Genomic DNA, 21,311 nt, shown 5'->3' with positions numbered 1-21,311 from the left:
GCTGCTAATCAGCAATTTCGATTTTACCAGCTTGCAACACTATGACTTTCGGTTCATCCTGTTGTAACACAAGTACAAAGTTATCGCCGTTATTCAAACTAATAGCAGAAGAAAGCTGCCCTGTCATGGCGGTAGCAAAGTTTTGATAACCCACTGAGTTAAACGTCGTATCAAATGTCCCCGCGTCATCTGCCAATTTAACCCTCGCAATATATACGTTCAGCCCCCCAGTTTCTTGAAGGAATAACACAAGCTCCCCAGTGCTTTGAACCCAACCTTGCTTAACACTCACAGCCGTTGAGCCCAACTGTTCAAACGTCATTACACCAGCCGAACCAAAATTACTATCAATAGAGCCATTTGCATTAACTCTCAGCACAAAGTTTTTACTTCCTGCAGTACCGAAGATGACAAACCGCCCTTCTGAGTCAACCAAGGAGCCTTGCAACGCTATTGTTTCACCTGACGTCAAACCGATATCCAATTCGGCAACACCCATGTTGCCAAAGGTTGGATCTAGTGCTCCGGTTACTGTTGCTTTAGCAAGGATCACTCTCGGCTCTGGGAATACTTGCTCATCCGTGCCTATTCCTACCAAAAATGTCGATACTGGATGAACAAAATCAATGCTTCTTGCTGATGTATTACAGGCGGGTGTACCTGGTACTGGGTATTGAAAACTACCAGTTAACACACCTAAGCTTGAGAAAACAAAGCCATAGCTTTGATTTATACAGCCATCATAGATTTTTGCAAATGCGAGGAAATCGCCTGTAGCAAGCCCATACAACCTTTTGATTGTAATAGACTCCCCAGAGTATGTACTTGCAGATATTTGCACGATTCCTTGATTTACACCACCTGCAAAGCTCATATCTTGAATGCTACCAGCAGCAAAGCTAGCGATGTATGCATCAGTATTGGAGGTTACCCCACTAAAGGCCATAAGGACATTTCCAGCAATTGTTTGAGCAGATGCCGTGGCAATCGCATTGATGCCCGTAGAAACTTGTGATATTCCCAAATTACCAAAATCTGCTGAACCTTTACCTGTCGAATCCAGCTTGTAAATATAGGGCACATCGTTATTTTGAGATGTCTTTGCATCACCAACTAAGAAAAACTTATCGCTTTGCAATACAGATAAGAGGCCAAACTCAAAGCGCTCATCTGCATCTCCAACAGTGACGTTTGCCGCGCCGTTACTTCCAAATGTCGCATTGGGCGCCCCCGCTAAAGTAAACTCACCAAACCAGTATGATCTGAAGAAGTTATTCCCGATCAGATTGTACTTATCTCCGGGGATCAGAAGCCCTTGTGCAGTACGTAACATCTCTCCAGGATTTAACCCTAAGGAATTGAATACTGTAGGACCGCCTAAATCAGGCACCCAATCCGAATCAGCAACACCTACATGAGAGGTTCTAAATATTTGAGCGACGCTATAGGACGATGTTGACTGGCCTCTACCAATACCAATGTAATAGTGAGTTTCATCCGCAAACAGCCCTTTTCCGGAAGCATGCCAACTACTTAAGTCAAGTCCACTAATCGACGAAGAAGGCAACTCATTTAAGTCGTATACTTTAAAACCGTTGGTATCGAAAGTGCTGTCGAGCGTCCCTTCATTAGCTAGTCGCATAACAAATGTCGACTTTATTGTCCCGCCAGGTAAGTAGGTATCACCAGTAACTAAGAGTTTATTGTCTGAAAGTTGAAGAACGTCATTTACGCGGTCGTCAAATGACATGGACGCTATGTCTAGCTGCAACGTGCCCGAGGCGCCAAACGCTGTGTCTAAACTCAACGTAGAATCATTAAAGCGTGTCATTAACACATCTTTGTTGCCCGCTTCAGATGTTGTTTCTCCATACACTAAAATGGTGCCACTTAAACCAACAGCCCCATTCGCAAACTGGGATGAGTTAGGTGCTATATCCAATGATCCATTCACCTCTCCGTTACTGCCAATACGACGAACCATGATGGTCGTCTGAGTGCTCACTGTCACATTTGAAACGACAGTAACGACCTGCGCATCATCAACAAAAATTGCCACTGGCTCAACGCGCGCGCCGGATGTTAAAGGCAATTGTGTATAACCAGAGCCTGCGCCATAGCTGGTATCATGCGTGCCATCTGCCGTGAGTCTAAATATAAGGAGTTCTTGAGTAGCACCAAAATCGGCATAACCTGCGACATAGATTCTATTTTCACTGTCAATCGCAACTGCGCTGGCCACTATATTTTGTGGCTGCCCGGCGACTTCGATGCCGAAATGACTTGTGAATACACCATTTGTTGCAAACGTCCTATCAAAGAATCCATCAGAATTTAGCCTACTAACTGCCGCGCGATGAATATTTCTGCTAATGCTTGCTTCAAACTGTCCTACCCCGCCAACAGTCAACAACTTACCATCAGATAAAACCAGTGTTTGCCCGTATTCATGGTACTCCATGCTGGCTCTTAAACGCACAACCTGCTGGCCATCTGTACCAAACGAAGTGAGTTTATTAGCAACATAGGTTTGTACCGCTACACTCACGTTGATAGTAATAGACGCACTGGTACATAAAGGAGGTGAAATGTTGTCACACACTTCCACTGTCAATGTATAGACTGCTTCACCGTTGCTACTTATCTGGCTCGCATTTGCAACGGTTACATTACCATTTTGAGCAATTGAGAATAGACTTGAATTGGTTCCTGTCAAGGTATAACTAATATCATCACCATCAGGATCTGACGCTGCAACTTGTAGCACAAGATCACCATTGACAGCATTTGTATCAATACTCCCCGAATTAGGCACAACCGTAGGTGGGTAGTTTCTCGGTGCTACAATTATTGTAACAGTTGCTGTATTCGATGTTTCACCTAGTGTATTTTGAACTTGATAGGTAAAACTGTCAGTGCCAACAAAGTTTGTGATTGGAATATAACTGATATAGCCAGTAGATGTATCAACAAAAGTAGAACCGTGCTGAACGGCACTCACAATCTCAATTGTGGATAGATTTAAAGTTTGTCCTTTCGCTTCATCATTACTCAAAACATCGATCATCACAGACGTGTTTTTATCTAGGGTGGCAACATCGGCAACGGCAACAGGTGTGGTATCAGGTTCCACAATAGTGATAGACACAATTGCGATATTAGATTGCAAGCCATCATTATCACTCACTTGATATGAAAAACTATCCGTACCCACCGCTGTTCCGGTATGAACATACAAAATACTCCCCGTTGACACTATCGTCACGTTGCCTTTACTGGGGCTAGAGACCAATTCCAGGGAACTGTAGTCAATAGATCCATCTGGGTCTGAATCATTGTTTAATACTTCTATGACGACCGAACGACCAATCTCGACTTGCGCACTATCATTATTTGCAATTGGACTTTGATTTATCGCTTGCACAGTAACAGTAACCGAAGCAATGTTTGATAGAGCACCTTCGTTGTCTTGCACCCGATACTGGAATGAATCTGTTCCAGAAAAGCCGGACTCTGGTATGTAAATCAATACGTTATCGCTGCTATTTTTACTCACTTGACCATGGGATGGCGCTGTGGTGATTTCTATAGTGTCAAATACCAGCGTACCATCAGGGTCAGAGTCATTAGCCAAGACGTTAATATCTACTTGAAAACCCTGCGATGTGCTTGCCGAGTCATTCACAGCAACAGGTGCGGCATTGTCACCTGTGACAAAAATTCTCACTAATGCCTCGTTTGATCTTGCGCCTTCGTTGTCACTCACAACATAAATGAAATAATCTTCCCCTCTAAAGTCCGCATTGCTTTGATACACAAACTGCCCAGTACCAGAATTAATCGATACGGAGCCATGCATAGGTGGCATGATTATTTCGAGGGTAGATAAATCTAATTGCCCATCGATATCTTCATCATTGCTAGTGGCACTTATTGATACGGCTTGCCCTTGGGCTACTTCTACAGAGTCATCATTTGCAATTGGAGGGTCATTCACTGCAACAACTGTAATCACGCCATGAGCGCTGGCACTTAATCCCGCTTCATCAGTAATACTGTAAATAAAGACATCTTGCCCGGCAAAGTTTGCATTTGGAATATACCTAAACCCACCTTCTTCTGTTAATTCCAGAGTGCCGTTACTCGTCGCACTTTCAATACCGAGTGAAATACCGCTTAGTACCTCATCAGAGTCATTCTCTAACACCCCAGGCGCCGCAACTGACAGAATAAAGTCTTCGCTGGTTTCAAATAGATCATTGACAGCCACAGGAGGCTGATTAGTAACTTCCTCTTCAACAATAATGGTTACTTCCGCAGTCTGAACCTCACCATCGTTACTTCGCACGTTGTACGTAAATGAGTCTTCTCCAACGAATTCAGCATTTGGCGTATATACAAAGGTCCCATCTGAATTCAGCACCAGCGTGCCATTATTAACACCACGTTCGGGCTGAGTATCCACCAGTAGCTCTTGTTCACCCAAATGTATATCGTTAACCAACACCCCTCTATTGGCGACTGATAACTCGGTATTTTTCTCGACTTTATACGTATTGTTAAGCGTCAGGATGGATATTTGAACAGCCTCGATATCAAGAGTTACTGTGGCCTGTGCCGTTGCTCCTTGAGCATTTTGTACTTGATATTCAAAGCTATCGGTACCAAAAAAACTATTTGTTGGGACATAAGTAAACGTCCCATTGTCGGACATGCTGACAGTACCGTTTTGAGGGGGAGTGACAAGACTAGTTGAAACTTGCAAAGGACCAAAACCTAGGTCTCTATCATTGCTTAAAACATTACCTAAAATAGACTCAAATTGTAGACCTGAAAAGGTATCATCGTTGGCAATTGGTGGAGTTAACTCTGTAGCAGGTAATAAAATTGATTCACTAAAGGCACTTTCACCACTGCCATCAATGCCTGTGATAAGCGCAAAGTAGTGTTTTTTAGGATCTAAACCTGTAAAGGTCTGACTGGTATTTGACAGTGCTATAAAGCGACTTCCTTCCGGTAGTGTTCTGATTTCATTTAAATTTTCTATCGGTGTCTCTGACAAATAGGCGTTGTACCTCAGTGCATTATCTAAAGCTTGCCAACTTACCTGAGCCGTCCCGTCCTCTCCCCTTTGTATCGGCTCAACCACGATAGATCTTGGCTGCCAATTAACTTGTTTAATCGCAACTATGCTCAGATTCCCATTCAAGTCTTCGACCCACACTTGAAGATTAATACTCCCTCTTTGTTGGCCGAAGTTAAACGGATTAACCCCTGTTTGGGTGAAGGAAAAAGGAGATGCGCAATTTTCATCACAGAGCACTATCGCTTGCTCAGCATTTTCACCAAAGCCTAACAAAACACGACCAATACCATCTGGATCTTCGATATTACCTACTGCAACTGTGATGTTTCCCCGCTCTGTTATAGTGCCTTCGGGATGAGTTAAGTCTCCTGTACCATTGATCATCAATTCATCAACAATTTGGGTTTCTTGCAATCGGGCGTGCCTAAATCGTGGTTGATAGGAAAAATCGATGACCACAGGGGCGTTTGAATAATTAGCTGGCACCCCAGAGTTGGCTTGGTTATCTGGCTGAGCGGTATTGTTATTACCACTCTGTTGAAGTGGCTTGCTGTCATTTCCACCACCACAGCTGCTAACCAATATAGTCAGCAATACTGCCGTTAATATTCGAATAAGTGCTCTTAGGTTCATAGCAACTCTCCTAAGGCTGACTCAAAATAAAAGCACCCTGTGCAAACACGCTAGGGTCTTCTATTTCTTGCAAGTTAAACGAGCCGGTTAGTTTATCAAGGCCTTCTGTAAACTGACTTTGAATCGTACCGTTTGCTAAATTATTACCATGCGAGGCAAAGTTCACGCCTAAAGTCATCCCTTGCGAGTTAATGAGCCCGTTAAACGCAGCGAACCACTGTCCTCCCGAGTCTTGAAAAGACAGAGCCCCTTGCTCTACGGTTCCTCGGTCAAAGTTGACGGTCATTTGCATATCAATCGCACTTACCGCTCCAAGACTAGACGTCGCATCAATCCTATCTATTACGGAATAAGCCGCAGTGCCTGAACGCTGCTCAATCAACTCCTCTAAAGGCTCTGTGCCTATGCTATCCAACTCTTGTTCGTTAATAAATTCGTTTTGGGACACATCCTGTACAATTTGTGAGAAGCCACTTGTAGCAAGTGGTGTTGATTGTTCTGTGGTGCTGATTTCAACATTGGCAATGGTGCTTCCCTGTTCCTCTGCTTCAGTTGATTGTGCTGATTGACTTGGCGTTGAAGATAATGACGACAGCTCTGATGGGGGTTTAAGCAATGATGTGACAGTGCCGCTCTCACTTACTTTGGCAAATGAAAAATCACCTCCCTTTCCAAGTAAAACTGGCCCTTCACCGCCAGCGGCATTGCTCATATCTAACTCTATCGTGCCATCCCAAACAGCCAAAAATAGCTCATTATTTTTCCACTCTACTTCATAATGAGTACCGCGGATCCCGATACTGCCAACTGGTGTTTTCAGTTTATAATTGCTTTTGTCTCCCTTTATTTCTCCGGTGATCGTCCGCAGCCCACCCGAGATAAGCTCCATCACAACCGAACCTCCGTCACCGCTTCCCAATTTATACTCATCAATCTTCAACTGGGTTTGTGCTTTTAAAGCGATTAAAGCACCATCTTGCATTCTTAACTGTGCTTGGCTTGAGGCACCTGTATTTACGACATCGACATCATACACAGGGCTTCGACGCTTCAATGGCCTCTGTGACTCAGTACTGCTATCTGAAGCAATAACATCACCTCGGGACATTATGGTCTTTCCCGCTTGTTCAGCTGAGACAGATATGGGTAACACAAAAGCTATCAGAGCAACCCTAGCAGCCAGTTTACTTTTAGCAATTAACTCAAAGTTAGAATTCATAACGGACTCCCGTGAACCATTCGGTTCTGTCGTAGCTATACAAGGTAATTGAACTGTGTTTGTCGTAATATGAAGCTGATAAATCAATACTTAACGCTTGGCTCCACCTATATCGCCAATTCAAGTTAAGAATGACCAGTTCCTCATTTCTGGTTGTCAAAAAGAATGGATGCGCAGCGCGGTGTTCTATGTCTCGATATTGCACCTTAAAACCAAGTAAACTATTTTCGCTTGTTTTATGGCTTATAGAACCCGAGACAAAATCATAGTCACGTCCATAGTGTTCGCCTTCGTCGTATCGCGCTGGCTGCCAAGTGTAACCGGCATCCGCTCTGAGCAACCAACCAGCGGAGGAATAGCCAAAAGAGCCTTGTACAGTATAAACTCGGCTATCTAAATTCCGCTCTTGAACATTGTTCTGAGAAAATACAAAAGCACTGAAGGCTGTAAAATAATTACTACTGAGGAAGTATTGAGCGGAGCCATATAACCCAATATCTTGCTGATAAGTGCTGTCATCAAGCGTTAAAACACCAAATTGCCCCCCAGTTGATAGCGTCAGTGCATCTTGTTTATGTTCGTATCCAAACCTAATTGTGCCTTGATACCTATCAAACTCATCGGTGTCTTGATGACGTTGATCCGAGTAATCGACATCTAGCTTCCAACTTTGGTATTGGGTCTGCTGCCATACCCCGCGAAAGTTATACTTAAAGCGCATAAAGCTGTCAGCCGTTTTTTGGCTCGTTTGATCAAGTAAAAACGGCACGCCCCCAATCACAATGCGATCATCTAGCGCACCACTGTTGACGTTAGAGTCATGACCCAACGCCAAAGCAATTGCGTGAGTGAAAGATTGTTCGAGTTTTTGAGATTTTCTTTCAATTGATTCGAGTGCCTGATCAACACGCGAGCGCATCGAAGGGCTTAGTTGGGATCTCTGTAACCCCTTAAATACACTGCTAGCCTGCGCCAAATTATTTTGCTTTGCATAGGTCAGACCCAATAAGTAATGACTGGGAATATGATCAGGCCAACTCGCAAGCGTACGCTCAAGGGCAAAGATAGCTTCATCGTATTTGCCCTGCTCCAAAGCAGCCTGCGCATATAAAAAATCAAAATTTGGATCACCGGCCCATTCATTTAAAGCCGCTTCGGCCTGTCGAAAGGCGGATTGATAATCTTTTGCTGTCAGTTTAGATTTGATCTCAGTGAGCGTTTTTTTTAGCTCATCGTTTGGCTGCGACATCTCGCTTTGCGCCAAACACAATAAACTTACTCCACTGGCCATTATAATAAGAGCATACCGTACGCATCGAAGTACTAGTGACATAGCTAATCACCCATTATTGGTTATCGTATGTTCATCACTATCTACTTCAAGCAAGACCACTTTACATGACCTACGACTCGCCACTGACTAGAACACTTAAAACATGCCTAGATAGGATAAGCAAAGTATAATCAAGGACGTTAAAAATTCACTTTTGATTTCAGGTACATTTTATTAAAAGCAAGAAAACAGCCTTACTTAGTCGAAAAATTTACATATTTTTAGCCGCTCTTAGCCAAATATAGTTGTGGTCTGTGAGGAAGGGTGAAAACTGACTTAGATTAGGGAGGTGATCAGCTGTTGGCTTTGAACGTATTAGTTCCAATATCGCCATCCATCAAGATACAAATACAGCACGTTAGGCCTATCGAGGGTACTCACTACCTCGTTATCTACTTTTTGGTCATGTGCTAAAACTTGCATAGCGCTATCCAACTCATGATGATAAAAACGCGTCGAAATATGCTCGTATTTTAATGGCTTCTGGCAACTTGATAGGCATCCCATCACAAATCCCCACTCGCCAAATGAAGGAACGTTCGCAAAAAAAGTTTTTACTTCCTTCATGCCACTGGCTGCAACGGTATTTCTGATAGACCAAAAAGCTTCTTTTGCAAAAAACGGGCTCGTCGCTTGTGTCACGAATATCCCGTTTGGATTTAACGCTCTACCGATAAGGCGATAAAACTGTAAGGAATATAAGCGTGCCAAACTCACCGTTTTCGGATCTGGTAGATCAACGATTATCAAATCAAATTTACGCGTAAGTTGTTGTAAAAAAACCATTGCATCACCGTGCCATACAGACACTTTTTCTGAGTTTAGAGCATTGGCATTTAAATCTTTTAAATAGTGGTTTTCACGAGCAAGCCGTGCAACCGCTGGATCTAGGTCCACCAAAGTTATATGTTCAACATCGGCGTACTTGAGTACTTCTCTAACAGCCAGTCCATCTCCCCCACCTAGCACAAGGACATGTTTAATATCATCCCTACGCTGCATCGCTGGGTGAACCAAAACCTCATGGTATCGATACTCGTCGACTGAGGAAAATTGCAGACCTCCGTTGAGATAGAGCCGAACATCATTCTTATGTCTGGTCATAACGACTTGTTGGTACTGGGTTTGCTCACTATGTACAACAGGGTCGTCAAACACATGCCCATTCCACGCTTTATTTAAACTTGCACTAGATACCATAGTGCCGATCAAAATGACCGATACTAATATCAGCGCCATGCGTAATTGATATTTTGGCTTGTCCATTATTTGTGAAGAGAAATACCACAACAATGACAATGCGATAGACAAGTTGATAAGGCCGAACGTGAGCGAGGTTTTAAATATGCCCAACCAAGGAAGAAATATAAATGGGAACAATAAGGTCGCTAATAAGGCACCGAAGTAATCAATAGACAAAACGTTAGATAGATTCGCTTTAAGACTATAGTGCTTTTCCATCAAACGACTCAGTAACGGGATCTCAAGTCCGATTAGCGTACCAATCACAGCTGTCAGCGTAACGGACGTTGCCTGAACCGAAATATCTAACGCATAGGCCAAATACAACAGCGGCACACTTAAGCCCCCACACAGAGCGAGTAATAATTCAAACCCAATGAACTGTGCGAGTAGCTTGCCATCCTTTACGAACCGTGATAGGTACGATCCCACTCCCATAAATGCCATATAAACACCTATGGTCAAAGAAAACTGCGTTATGCTGTCACCCAAAAAATACGAGCCCGTCGTAGCAATGAGTAACTCATAAACAATTGAGCACAGCCCCGCAATGAAAATACTAAAAAGCAGAATATGGCTTTCGCGCAACATTACTTGCCTCCAACCCCACTGCGAGTGCGATATCCTGCACTTGATAAACTATGTTCACGCATATGTCTGTCAACCGCCAAGTGCTTTTTATAAGCTGCTTTTCGGTGATAATCGATATCGGCGTCTGAATCATTTTGGGCAAGAAAATATGCAAAGATAAGCAGCACTGAATATAACGCTAATAACCACCCAACAGGCTTAAAGTCTAAATCGTAACTGTCATTTCTTGAACCGTACTTGTTATGCATCTCAATATGCTTAAAAACAATAACGCCACACAACAAAGCAATAGGGACAAGTATAAAGAGTAAAACCAAAAACGCCGCCGCATCACCTCTTAGTTCAGTGACCTTAAACCTGAAATCTTTTTTCCTCGAAGGTCCATAACTATGAGGTCCATTGCTTACATGTAATACGACGTTATAAATGCCCGCTTCTGCTAAACGAATCGTAAAATCCAGATCACCCTGCGACTCCCTCCAAAAGCCTTCCGAGTCTCTACCTGTTTCAGTCCAAAGCTCTCTGCTCAGTGTAAATAAATACTGTTCATTGGGATCAAAAACTTCAAACTCTACACTTTTCCAGGTGTTGTCTGGCATATTGCCATAGACTTCAAAGCGCACCAGTGCACCGTCTTCAGAAACGCGGAATTCATAAGGCTTTGACTGATAAGACTTGCCAAGAACAGTCCTTACCTGCCGTACACTTTCATCGAAGTAAGAGTTGAAATAGGCTGCAACAACTATCGCCAATATTGTTGTAACTAAAACGCGACTTGCCATCATTTTAGAGCACTACCACAATCACGCTTGCAACTGATAAAGCGACAGCGCCTTCGACCAAGGCCACTGACATATTATGCTCTTCACCAACTGCCTTATCGATACACACAGACGGGAATAACACTTTGTCAATGAATAAACGAGCCAACGGCAGTACAACAAAACCGATAACCGCGTCTTGAACAAACAAAGTAATACTAGCGTGCCAGCTTTCGAATTCACCAACTAGAGCGTGCAATAACACCATACCTAGAGCAATTAATGTTGCCGAAAATGTTGCTGCTACAGCGTTGTTGCCGGACTCCAATTGCGTCATTAAGTTATAATCAGTCAGCAAATCGTAGATGCGCGCGAACACTACCAAGGTTATTTGACCTAACACATAAAATACAATTGCAGACATCCATCCGCCTTCTCCATGTAAGGAAGCACCGATTAAAAGCGCACTGGCGATATAACTTGCAGCTTGTACTGCACCTGTCGAAACATTTTGCTTTTCTATTAACTGCTTTTTATTACAAAATGCGTGCAATATTAGCTTATCATTAATGATTCTTGAGATAAGCAGCATTACCATGCCGACAAAGCAGTAACCAGATACAGCCAATAAATCATTGATCAATCCGGCACTTGGGCCTATTAACACAGCGCAAAATATAATGGCAACGGCGACAATATAGCCAGCTACCGATGTCGCAAGTGCACTATTTTTCTTAATTAATATTTCATGAAAGGTATCGTATGGTGTTGTGAAGTTATATAACCATTTGGCCAAAAACATCATAACCAACAACAAGCCAACAAAGCTTAAACTTTGCAATGTCAATAGAAGTGAATCGTACATAATGAATAACTACTTTTTTATTAGAATGGTCGTACTTAGCGTATAGCCCAGTACAGCTGCAAACTTTTAGAGTTCTTTTCGAAAGCTATAACTTGCCCATAATAACATCAGTATCATTATTCAGTCTTTATAATTATCGAGTTTCATCCGATTTTTATAAACAATATCGATGAGCGCACAATATGTGCGCTGCTTTATTCCGTAGAGAACTAAACTCTTTGAAAGTCATAAACAGAGCCCAAATTCAAAATTTGGCTGAGTTCGTCTAACGCGGTGTAGCTTTGGGTAAGTAATTGAGGATCTGCCAAATCATGCTCAGACAATTTGTCTCTGTAATGTTTCTCCACCCATAAACAAAGTGTGCGATACAAGGTTTCATTTAGCAAACAAGACTGATTGCTTGCTTTAATTTCCTGTTCAGACAAAACGACCCTTAACCGCAGACAAGCAGGGCCTCCGCCATTTTGCATGCTTTGTTTGACATCCAAATAAATAACTTCATTGATTGGGGTACTCGCTTGCTTTAATGCGCTCAAGTAGGACTCTACACTATCTACCTTTTGACATTCGCTTGGTGCAATTATTGCCATACCACCATTTGGTAAGCTAACTAACTGGCTATTAAATATGTAACTTTGCACAGCCTCTTCCACACTAACATCTGACTCCGACACTTCAATTAAGTGCAGTGGACGGCTCCCCTTGTAAGCATCTCGGATCTTTTTAACCGAAGCTTGTTGATTATAAAAAGCCTGTTCGTGAAACAAGAAAACATTTTCATTGCCTATTGCTATCACATCGTTGTGAAATACCCCTTGATCTATCACGTTTGGGTTTTGCTGAATAAAAAGGCAGTTATCGGGATTTAACATATGACTGCGCGCAACAGCTTCACTAGCTTGACGAGTTTGCCTAGCAGGAAACTTGGTGGGCCGGATTTCGCTGAGATTATCCTGACCGTAAACAAATAGTGCTAAGCCAGCGTGATTATAAGAGTCAGCTAGTCTAGTATGGTTTGCCGCACCTTCGTCTCCAAAAAGAGGGTGTTGAGGCAATGGACTGTGGTGAACAAAAAAAGCCTCATCGTGGAACACTGACTTTAGAATTCGCGCTGTGGTATCAGCTTCGATGGCTCGATGCAATTTATTGCTTAGGTTTGCTGGTGTAAAATGCACTTTATTATCTTGTGTATCGCAGCTTGGGGATATCGTCGCCGCATTAGCAGTCCACATAGAAGACGCTGAATAACAGGCCTTCAGCAATTGAGGTTCTATTTGAGCGGCTTTTGCAATGACTTGTTTATCACTTCCTGCAAAACCTAGTGAGCGCAATGTCTTTAGATCTGGCCGTGCATTTGGTGCTAGCACCCCTTGATGCAGTCCAAGTTGTGATAGTGCAAACATCTTTCCCAAACCTTGCAAGGCCGCTTGTTTGGGATTTGAAAACTTTTTGGCATTCGCTTTTGAAGCAACATTTCCATACGAAAGACCTGCATAGTTGTGTGTTGGCCCCACGAGTCCATCGAAATTAACTTCATAATAGTTCATTATTGCCCCCTTTTAGTGCGTGTTGCACCGTATTGGTAAGATTCACACAGGTTGTGGGTCAAACCCCACATAAAAACCTGTTTTAAAACAACATTGAGCTGGCAAGTAAAGCCAGCACAACGAGATATCAAGTTTAGTGCCAAATCTCAATATAGGCGGTAATTATGGACACAGGCGGAAGATGCAAAATAATTTAAGGGGAAATGTACCTCTTAGTGCATTGACAAATATAAACCTAGTGTTTTGCCTGTTGTTTGTGAAGGATCCACCCACCATATGCGTAGCTCCCTCCCATCAATACACAGAGAGAAGAACTTACTAGCCAAAACGTCAGTGAGTTATTTGGAAACATAGACATGATTAAAGGAAAAGCAATACCGCGACCGATAAGTACGATGGCTATTAAAAATATAACTGTCTTTAAAAAGGGTAAGCGACGGACAACACCCGCTCCCGACAATGCATAGGCCCCCCAAAAACAAAGCACACCAGCAATCGCTGACGTCATTACCGCTGGCTCAACCCTGCCCGCTTCAGCCATCAAAGCCATTTCCTCTGTGGCTCCTAAAAAGCGATACCAAGGTGCGCCAAATATAATACAACCGATATGCAAAAGCGCAGCTAAAAAACTTGAAAACGCTGCGAAGAGTAAAGGTATATTGTTCAAACACCCCTATTAAATATTAAGAAAACCATAATAAAACACCTTATTCAAAGATATTATAATCAATTAAAACACACACAAAAATAGAATTCCTAGATTTACCATAAACAAAACTATATTAAAGTATATTTATTCTCTACTTTATATCAAAGTTAGGCTTCGAATTATTGCCAATACTGCGTATACTATCAATATAAACGTAGTATTAAAGGCATAAGCAATGAGACCAGATTGGGATGAATACTTCATTGATTTAGTTGACAGTGTTGGCCAAAGAGCCACCTGTGACCGAGGCAAATCAGGCTGTATTATAGTTAAAGATAAAAGAATAATATCAACAGGTTATGTGGGCTCCCCCTCTGGTTTACCACACTGTGATGATGTTGGTCATTTGATGAAGCAAGTGACTGATAGTGATGGTACGACAAGGCAACACTGCGTTCGGACTATCCATGCAGAGCAAAATGCCATCTGTCAGGCAGCGAGGTATGGGGTACCTTTAGATGGTGCAACATTGTACTGCACAATGGAGCCATGTCGAGTTTGTGCAATGCTAATAATCAGTTGCGGCATTTCAAAAGTGGTTGCTAAAAAACGATATCACGCAGCCCAAGAAACGAGAGACATGTTTGCAATGGCGGGGGTTGAACTTGTTGTAATAGAACAAGAAGTTGCCACATACGACGACCAATAATCCCTAAAGGAGTGGTTGCTATCCTACCCACTCCTCTAACTCTCTCCTTCACGCCATCGATAACCTACCAAAAATATCTTTGTTGAAATTTTCCCCAGTTATACCATGGCGCTTGATTCGGTCGTGATTGATGCGTTTATTTGCTTCCTTTAATTGATTAATAAACTCATTAATTTGAATGTTATAGTATTTAAATGCTCCGACACTTCTAGATATATTTACATCACTTCGATTCACTTCATCGGCTAAACAAAACTGGTGTTGAAAAAGTACTTGCGTTGGCGAGTCTAATGCTTGGTTAAACCTAAAAATAGCCGCGTTATCTATTGCCTTGACTCGTGTTTGGTTGCCACAACGCTCCCAAGCCACAGCACAAACGGATACAGTAAACTCCTCACCAAACTCTCTAACAAGCTTCTGGAGCGGATCTGTGCCACCGTGAATAAAAGCATTTATGTTAAACGATTCAACAGACACCGTGCCGTAGCGAGACTCATACTTCAGCTGCAAGGTATTTAACAGGTAGAAGACTTCACCTGTACTTTGCCAAATAGGCTCCACTATGTTTCGTGTTATTGGCTTGGCAACTTGCGTACCCAAGAGTTTTAACATCAGCTTTTTCATTAGCACCTCCATAAATTCATAACCATACTGTAAATGATAACAATTCTTATTGCTATTATTATTTAAAGATCATAAGCTAAAAAACATGAGTTACCAGATGTGCTTGTGAAAGCACCTAACAACAACAATCGATGACAAATTTGGAGGTTGAAAATGCGCCTTATCATCGGCATTCGTAACTTTGTGTTAAAGCTACTATACAGAGCGGTTCGTCCGCTGATATTCCTGATGGACCCAGAGGACGCACACTACATGTTCAAACGTGTAGGCGTTATATTGGGCTCAAACTTTCTAACTCGCTGGATCACCTCGTTTTTCTTCAATTACGGACACCGCAGTCTGAATATTGAAGTTGACGGTATCAAATATAGAAACCCATTAGGTTTATCCGCAGGCTTTGACAAAGACGGCGAATTAACCAAAATTTATCCATCGATTGGCTTTGGCTTGGCAGAACTAGGGTCATTCACTGGTGAAGTTTGCCCAGGAAACCCAGGTAAACGTTTATTCAGAATGGTTAAATCAAAATCGATTTTAGTGTGGTACGGCCTAAATAACCAAGGTGCTGAGAAAATTTCATCTCGCTTGAAAGGTGTTAATTTTGGAAAATTAAAAGTTGGTATCAATGCTGCGAAGTCAAATATTACCCCAGAATTTGATCTTCAAGACTCAATCGATGATTACACCAAAACAATGAAACTCTTCAAAGATATTGGTGATTATTACACTATTAATATCAGCTGTCCTAATACCCAAGATGGCGAACCATTTGTCGACAAAGCCAATTTAGATGCTTTACTAATTGCAGTAAATGAGCACAGGGTCGAAGGCAGACCTATTTATGTGAAACTCGCAGCAGATATGACTCTTGAAGAAATCAATATCATTGTTGACGCATGTGTTGAACACAAAATGGATGGTGTGGTTTTGACAAATCTTGCAAAACCTAAATTCAATGAAGAGTACGTAAAAGACGAACTACCTTTCCACAAAGGTGCGATGAGTGGCTTACCGCTTCAGAGAATCTCAACAAATGTTATTAGACACGTTTATCGCAGAACACGTGGTGAACTGACCATAATCGGTGTCGGGGGTGTATTCACGGCTAAGGATGCATACGAAAAGATCACCTCAGGGGCAAGCATATTGCACATGATATCTACTTTGATATTTGATGGACCACAAAATATCAACGAAATCAATCGAGGTCTTGTTAAGCTGCTGAAAGCGGATGGTTTTAACTCAATTGAAGAAGCCGTCGGCTCTAGGAACCCATTACCGAAAATAAAAGAGACTAAGGAAGATCGGTCTGATAAAAAAGTAAGCTCGGCAGCATAGCATTGGCTGACCTAACAATTTGATGCTACGAGTGGTGATAACTTTTCCATTCTCCAAAGTTTATCACCACTATTTTCAACCTACTTTTTAACGGATTAATCTGGAATGGGTGACGACAAATTCGAACTATCAGCAATAAATTGGGCTTTAGGATGCCCTTCTAACTGAGTTTCTACTATGTGTGTCTGTGACTTTTTGACGTCGATAATTATGATAACATCACCTGCATCGAGATGTTCATTAACTAAGATTTGGAAATATTCATCGAACGATTTGCCTGCAAGCCTAACAATCAGCATGACGACAAAACCACCAATTATGCTAGCGGCCAGTGCTTGTAATAAAAATTTATTTGTCCAGTCGGTAAAGAAATACATAAATGTGATCAGGGCCAACGCGGTAATACCAGCAAGTAAGAACGCACGCTTTCTGGCTGACAAGATTTGGGTTTTTTCTATTTGAGTTGAGCCATGTAAATGATGGGTTTCAATACCATTTTCATCCCGCGATAGTACGTAAAAATGGTGATCATCGATACCCAGTTCATGTACCTCGTTCGAAATCATTTCTGCGTCGTCTAGGCTATCAGTGGAATAAAATAATCTCTTCATATCGCACGCTCCAGAATTATTTTTGACGGTGTCATTACGAAGTCTAGACATAAATTGCTCAAAAAACATCTAAATTTGCAATTCGTACGTATTGATCTAGCTCAAGACATCCTTGAATTTTGGCTGTATTCCCTATAACATTCCCCTCCGAGAGGGGTGTAAATGGAAACAGTTCTCAATTGCATTAATCTCGTTAATTTATTCAGGCAGGTAATGGGGTAATTACCCGCGATATCAAGTAGGTTGAATATGCTGAAAAAGTCCTTGTCACTCGTAATGGTTTTTACGATGGCGTTTCTTCTAACAGGTTGTGAGCTTGCTCTTTTTGACCCTGCGGGGCCAATTGGTGAACAGGCGAAAGACCTGATTATAATCTCTGTGGCTTTATTACTTATTGTAATAATCCCTGTATTATTTATGTCTATTTACTTCCCGTACAAGTATCGTACTAGCAATAAAAACGCTGAGTACAAGCCGTCTTGGGAACACTCAACAAAAATCGAACTTGTTGTTTGGATTGTGCCTTGTTTAATCATTGCTGCACTTGCATATTTCACATATGTCACGTCTCATGACCTAGACCCGCGAAAGCCGCTAGGTAAAGACGAAGACACATTGACTATTCAAGTTGTTGCGATGGACTGGAAATGGCTATTTATCTATCCAGAGCAGCAAATTGCAACCGTCAACGAAATCGCAATCCCAGTGAATACACCGGTTGAGTTCTTAATCACTTCAGACACAGTGATGAACTCATTCTTTATTCCACGTTTGGGTAGCCAGATTTACGCGATGGCAGGTATGGAAAATAGACTTAACCTGATGGCATCTGAAGAAGGTACATTCAGAGGCATGTCTGCAAACTACAGCGGTTTTGGTTTCTCAGGTATGAAGTTCAAAACACACTCTGTAGATCAAGCAGGCTTCGATGCTTGGGTTAACAAAGTTAAAGCATCAGAGCAAGTACTAGACGAACCTACTTACAAAGCGCTTAGCGAGAAATCAAAAGACAATCCGGTAGTTTACTACTCGGATGTTGACCCTCTGCACTTTAAGAAAACCATAGAGAAATACACTGGGGTTCAAAATGGCAAGTAAAGCTACCATAATCACAGATCCGGATCCGCTCACGGGTAAGCTGACCTGGGATTCTATTCCTGTTCATGACCCTGTAATTCTGCCAGTAATGATCTGTGCAATACTTGGCGGTTTATTCCTATTCGCACTTATCACTAAAATGGGTAAGTGGAGATACCTTTGGGAAGAATGGTTCACATCTGTAGACCATAAAAAAATTGGTATCATGTATGTCATCGCAGCGATTGTGATGTTAGTCCGTGGTTTCGCGGATGCAATTATGATGCGTACTCACCAGGCATTGGCAACCGCTGATAGCGTGGGTGCGGGTTATCTCCCTCCTGAACACTATGACCAGATTTTTACTGCTCACGGTGTAATTATGATTTTCTTCGTAGCCATGCCTTTAGTTGTTGGCTTGATGAACATTGTTGTACCACTGCAAATTGGTGCGCGTGACGTTGCGTTCCCATTCCTGAACTCTCTGAGCTTCTGGTTATTCGTAGTTGGTGCGTTACTAGTTAACATTTCACTATTCCTTGGTGAATTCGCAGCGACTGGTTGGTTAGCATATCCACCGCTTTCAGGTATTGAATACAGTCCCTGGGTCGGGGTCGATTATTGGCTCTGGGCACTCCAGATCTCAGGTATCGGTACCCTACTAACTGGTGTTAACTTCTTTGTTACTATCATCAGAATGCGTGCGCCTGGCATGAAGCTTATGCAAATGCCTGTATTCACATGGACTTCTCTATGTGCAAACGTACTAATCATTCTTTCGTTCCCGATTCTAACAGTAACTATCACGCTACTAACGCTTGATAGATACCTAGGTACAAACTTCTTCACTAATGATCTTGGTGGTAACCAAATGATGTATGTAAACCTCATTTGGGCATGGGGTCACCCAGAAGTTTACATTCTGATACTACCTGCATTCGGTATTTTCTCTGAAGTTGCAGCGACGTTCTCACGTAAGCGTTTGTTCGGTTATACATCTCTTGTATGGGCAACAGCAGTTATCATGGTTCTAGCAATGGTTGTATGGCTACACCACTTCTTCACCATGGGTGCAGGTTCAAGTGTAAATGCCTTCTTCGGTATCGCCACCATGATCATAGCCGTCCCGACCGGGGTTAAGATCTTCAACTGGCTATTTACTATGTATAAAGGCCGTGTTGAGTTCACAGCATCAATGTGGTGGACATGTAGCTTCCTATTCACTTTCACCATTGGTGGTATGACAGGTGTAATGCTAGCTGTTCCAGCAGCTGACTTTGTACTTCACAACAGCTTGTTCCTAATTGCACACTTCCACAACGTAATCATCGGTGGTGCTGTATTTGGTTACTTCGCAGGTCTTACTTACTGGTGGCCTAAAGCGACTGGTTGGATGCTTGATGAGAAACTTAATAAGCTTTCTTGTGCGCTTTGGACAATCGGTTTCTTCGTTGCATTCATGCCGCTATACATCCTTGGTTTCAACGGTATGACTCGTCGTCTTAACTACTACGACAACCCAGAGTGGACTCCGTTGCTAATCGTTGCAATGGTTGGTGCATTTATCGTAGCAGCAGGTATCGCAGTTCAGTTCTACATGGGCTTCATCAGCTTCAAGAACCGTAAGCAAAATATGGACGTTACAGGTGATCCTTGGAATGGCCGTACGCTTGAGTGGGCAACTTCGTCACCTCCTCCATTCTACAACTTCGCTAAGTTACCTAAGATCCATGACCGTGATGAGCATCATTACAAGAAAGAGCATGGTATTGCTTACCAAAAGCCTGAGAAGTACTCGAAGATCCACATGCCATCTAACACATGGGCTGGCTTTGTGATCAGTGCATTCTCACTAACTTTAGGTTTCGGTTTCGTATGGCACATCTGGTGGATGGTTATCGCTAGCTTCGTCGGTATCGTAGCTTCTTGGATTGCGTACTCATTTGATCGCAACAAAGACTACTACGTACAAGTAGACCAAGTTGAAGAAATCGAGTCAAAGCACTTGGCAGCTGTTGCAGAACACGCAGCTAACAATGGCAAGTAGAGGAAAGTTTTAAACTATGTCAAACGATCACGTAATCGCAAACGACGTTCATGATCACCACGATGATCATGATCATCATGATACCGGTGGTGATACTATATTCGGATTCTGGATATATATCATGAGTGACTGTATTTTGTTCGCAACATTGTTTGCAACATATGCAGTACTAAGTGGCGGCTTCGCTGGCGGCCCAACACCAAAAGAGTTATTTGACCTTAATCTAGTTGCAGTTGGTACTGCATTCCTACTTTTCAGTAGTTTCACGTTTGGTATGGCAATGCTTCAAGCCAACCAGCGCAAGATGAAAGGCATGATCACTTGGTTGGTCATCACATTACTACTTGGCCTTGGTTTCCTTGGCTTAGAATTGTATGAGTTCTGGCACTTCAGTACGCTTGGTGCAACACCTCAGACAAGTGGTTATTGGTCTGCATTTTATGCGCTAGTAGCTACGCACGGTCTGCACGTATTTGGTGGTATCATTTGGATGCTTGTTCTATTCGTTCACTTCAAACGTGACGGATTTACAGAAGATAACCTAGTAAGACTTTCTTGCCTAAGTTTATTCTGGCACTTCCTAGACATCATCTGGATCTGTGTATTTAGCGTTGTGTACTTAGTAGGAGTGATGTAATGGGCCACACTAATAACGAACATGGCACTGGCGGTGCAGCTCACGGTAGCGTTAAAGAATACACGATAGGTTTACTTCTATCTTTAGTACTAACTGCTATTCCGTTTTTAGTTGTAATGTATGATTTGGCATCTCCAGCGTTAACGCTTGGTGTCATCTTAGTTACAGCGATTGCACAGCTATTTGTACAACTTGTATTTTTCTTACACATGAACTCATCTTCTGAGCAAATATGGAATACTACTTCAGCCGCGTTTATTGTGTTGACAGTGGCCATAGTTGTGATTGGCTCCATTTGGATTATGGAGCACCTAAATCACAACATGCTCATGGGACATTAAA

Annotated in this window: 16 protein-coding genes; 6 read left to right on the top strand and 10 right to left on the bottom strand. The window is 42.4% G+C overall.

Going from position 1 to position 21,311, the window contains the following annotated elements:
- Window positions 1–4: 4 nt before the first annotated feature.
- The 8 genes from N483_RS13350 to N483_RS13315 form a co-directional block, all read right to left on the bottom strand.
- Window positions 5–5,719 (bottom strand): Ig-like domain-containing protein, encoded by a 5,715-nt coding sequence (locus N483_RS13350; RefSeq protein WP_023399268.1) that lies wholly within the window; start codon window positions 5,717–5,719, stop codon window positions 5–7.
- Window positions 5,720–5,729: 10 nt separating this feature from the next.
- Window positions 5,730–6,938, bottom strand: a complete 1,209-nt coding sequence (locus N483_RS13345; protein ID WP_023399267.1) for a FecR family protein — start codon at window positions 6,936–6,938, stop codon at window positions 5,730–5,732.
- Complete coding sequence (locus N483_RS13340) at window positions 6,928–8,187, bottom strand: tetratricopeptide repeat protein (protein WP_172642410.1); 1,260 nt, start codon at window positions 8,185–8,187, stop codon at window positions 6,928–6,930. The genes N483_RS13345 and N483_RS13340 overlap by 11 nt, the downstream gene beginning before the upstream one ends.
- A gap of 399 nt (window positions 8,188–8,586) precedes the next feature.
- The gene (locus tag N483_RS13335; RefSeq protein WP_023399265.1) at window positions 8,587–10,104 is read right to left on the bottom strand and encodes a polyamine aminopropyltransferase; all 1,518 of its coding nucleotides are present in this window, start codon (window positions 10,102–10,104) and stop codon (window positions 8,587–8,589) included.
- A complete protein-coding gene (locus N483_RS13330) occupies window positions 10,104–10,889 on the bottom strand; it encodes a hypothetical protein (RefSeq protein WP_023399264.1) in 786 nt (261 codons plus the stop codon). The genes N483_RS13335 and N483_RS13330 overlap by 1 nt, the downstream gene beginning before the upstream one ends.
- 1 nt (window position 10,890) lies before the next feature.
- Window positions 10,891–11,730, bottom strand: a complete 840-nt coding sequence (locus tag N483_RS13325) for a DUF350 domain-containing protein (protein ID WP_023399263.1) — start codon at window positions 11,728–11,730, stop codon at window positions 10,891–10,893.
- Between the two features lie 209 nt (window positions 11,731–11,939).
- A complete protein-coding gene (gene astB, locus N483_RS13320) occupies window positions 11,940–13,277 on the bottom strand; it encodes an N-succinylarginine dihydrolase (RefSeq protein WP_023399262.1) in 1,338 nt (445 codons plus the stop codon).
- Window positions 13,278–13,512: 235 nt separating this feature from the next.
- On the bottom strand, window positions 13,513–13,944 hold the full coding sequence (locus N483_RS13315; protein WP_036976098.1) for a hypothetical protein: 432 nt from the start codon (window positions 13,942–13,944) through the stop codon (window positions 13,513–13,515).
- A gap of 217 nt (window positions 13,945–14,161) precedes the next feature.
- Between N483_RS13315 and N483_RS13310 the strand changes: the two genes are divergently transcribed.
- Complete coding sequence (locus N483_RS13310) at window positions 14,162–14,635, top strand: deoxycytidylate deaminase (RefSeq protein ID WP_023399260.1); 474 nt, start codon at window positions 14,162–14,164, stop codon at window positions 14,633–14,635.
- 48 nt (window positions 14,636–14,683) lie between these two features.
- Here N483_RS13310 and N483_RS13305 read toward each other — a convergent pair whose 3' ends face one another.
- Window positions 14,684–15,259: a hypothetical protein gene (locus N483_RS13305; protein WP_023399259.1), complete on the bottom strand. Its 576-nt coding sequence runs from the start codon at window positions 15,257–15,259 to the stop codon at window positions 14,684–14,686.
- A 153-nt stretch (window positions 15,260–15,412) separates the two neighbouring features.
- On the opposite strand from N483_RS13305, the gene N483_RS13300 reads away from it, so the two are divergent.
- Complete coding sequence (locus tag N483_RS13300; RefSeq protein ID WP_023399258.1) at window positions 15,413–16,597, top strand: quinone-dependent dihydroorotate dehydrogenase; 1,185 nt, start codon at window positions 15,413–15,415, stop codon at window positions 16,595–16,597.
- Window positions 16,598–16,692: 95 nt separating this feature from the next.
- Here the strand turns inward: N483_RS13300 and N483_RS13295 are convergent, their stop codons facing one another.
- Window positions 16,693–17,208 (bottom strand): hypothetical protein, encoded by a 516-nt coding sequence (locus N483_RS13295; RefSeq protein ID WP_023399257.1) that lies wholly within the window; start codon window positions 17,206–17,208, stop codon window positions 16,693–16,695.
- A 288-nt stretch (window positions 17,209–17,496) separates the two neighbouring features.
- Between N483_RS13295 and cyoA the strand changes: the two genes are divergently transcribed.
- The 4 genes from cyoA to cyoD are packed head-to-tail and all read left to right on the top strand — an operon-like array spanning window position 17,497 to window position 21,310.
- Complete coding sequence (gene cyoA / locus N483_RS13290) at window positions 17,497–18,306, top strand: ubiquinol oxidase subunit II (protein ID WP_231105459.1); 810 nt, start codon at window positions 17,497–17,499, stop codon at window positions 18,304–18,306.
- A complete protein-coding gene (gene cyoB, locus N483_RS13285; protein ID WP_023399255.1) occupies window positions 18,296–20,332 on the top strand; it encodes a cytochrome o ubiquinol oxidase subunit I in 2,037 nt (678 codons plus the stop codon). The genes cyoA and cyoB overlap by 11 nt, the downstream gene beginning before the upstream one ends.
- A gap of 16 nt (window positions 20,333–20,348) precedes the next feature.
- Window positions 20,349–20,969 carry a cytochrome o ubiquinol oxidase subunit III gene (gene cyoC / locus N483_RS13280; protein ID WP_023399254.1) on the top strand — a complete coding sequence of 207 codons (621 nt, stop codon included), beginning with the start codon at window positions 20,349–20,351 and terminating at the stop codon, window positions 20,967–20,969.
- Entirely contained in the window at window positions 20,969–21,310 is a 342-nt protein-coding gene (gene cyoD, locus N483_RS13275; RefSeq protein ID WP_023399253.1) for a cytochrome o ubiquinol oxidase subunit IV, read from the top strand. Before cyoC ends, cyoD begins: the two co-directional genes overlap by 1 nt.
- Window position 21,311 lies beyond the last annotated feature (1 nt).

The sequence above is a fragment of the Pseudoalteromonas luteoviolacea NCIMB 1944 genome, assembly GCF_001625565.1.
Taxonomy (GTDB): Bacteria; Pseudomonadota; Gammaproteobacteria; order Enterobacterales; family Alteromonadaceae; genus Pseudoalteromonas; species Pseudoalteromonas luteoviolacea_F.
Note: the sequence above shows the minus strand (reverse complement) of the source record. Positions and strands in the feature narration are given on the sequence as shown.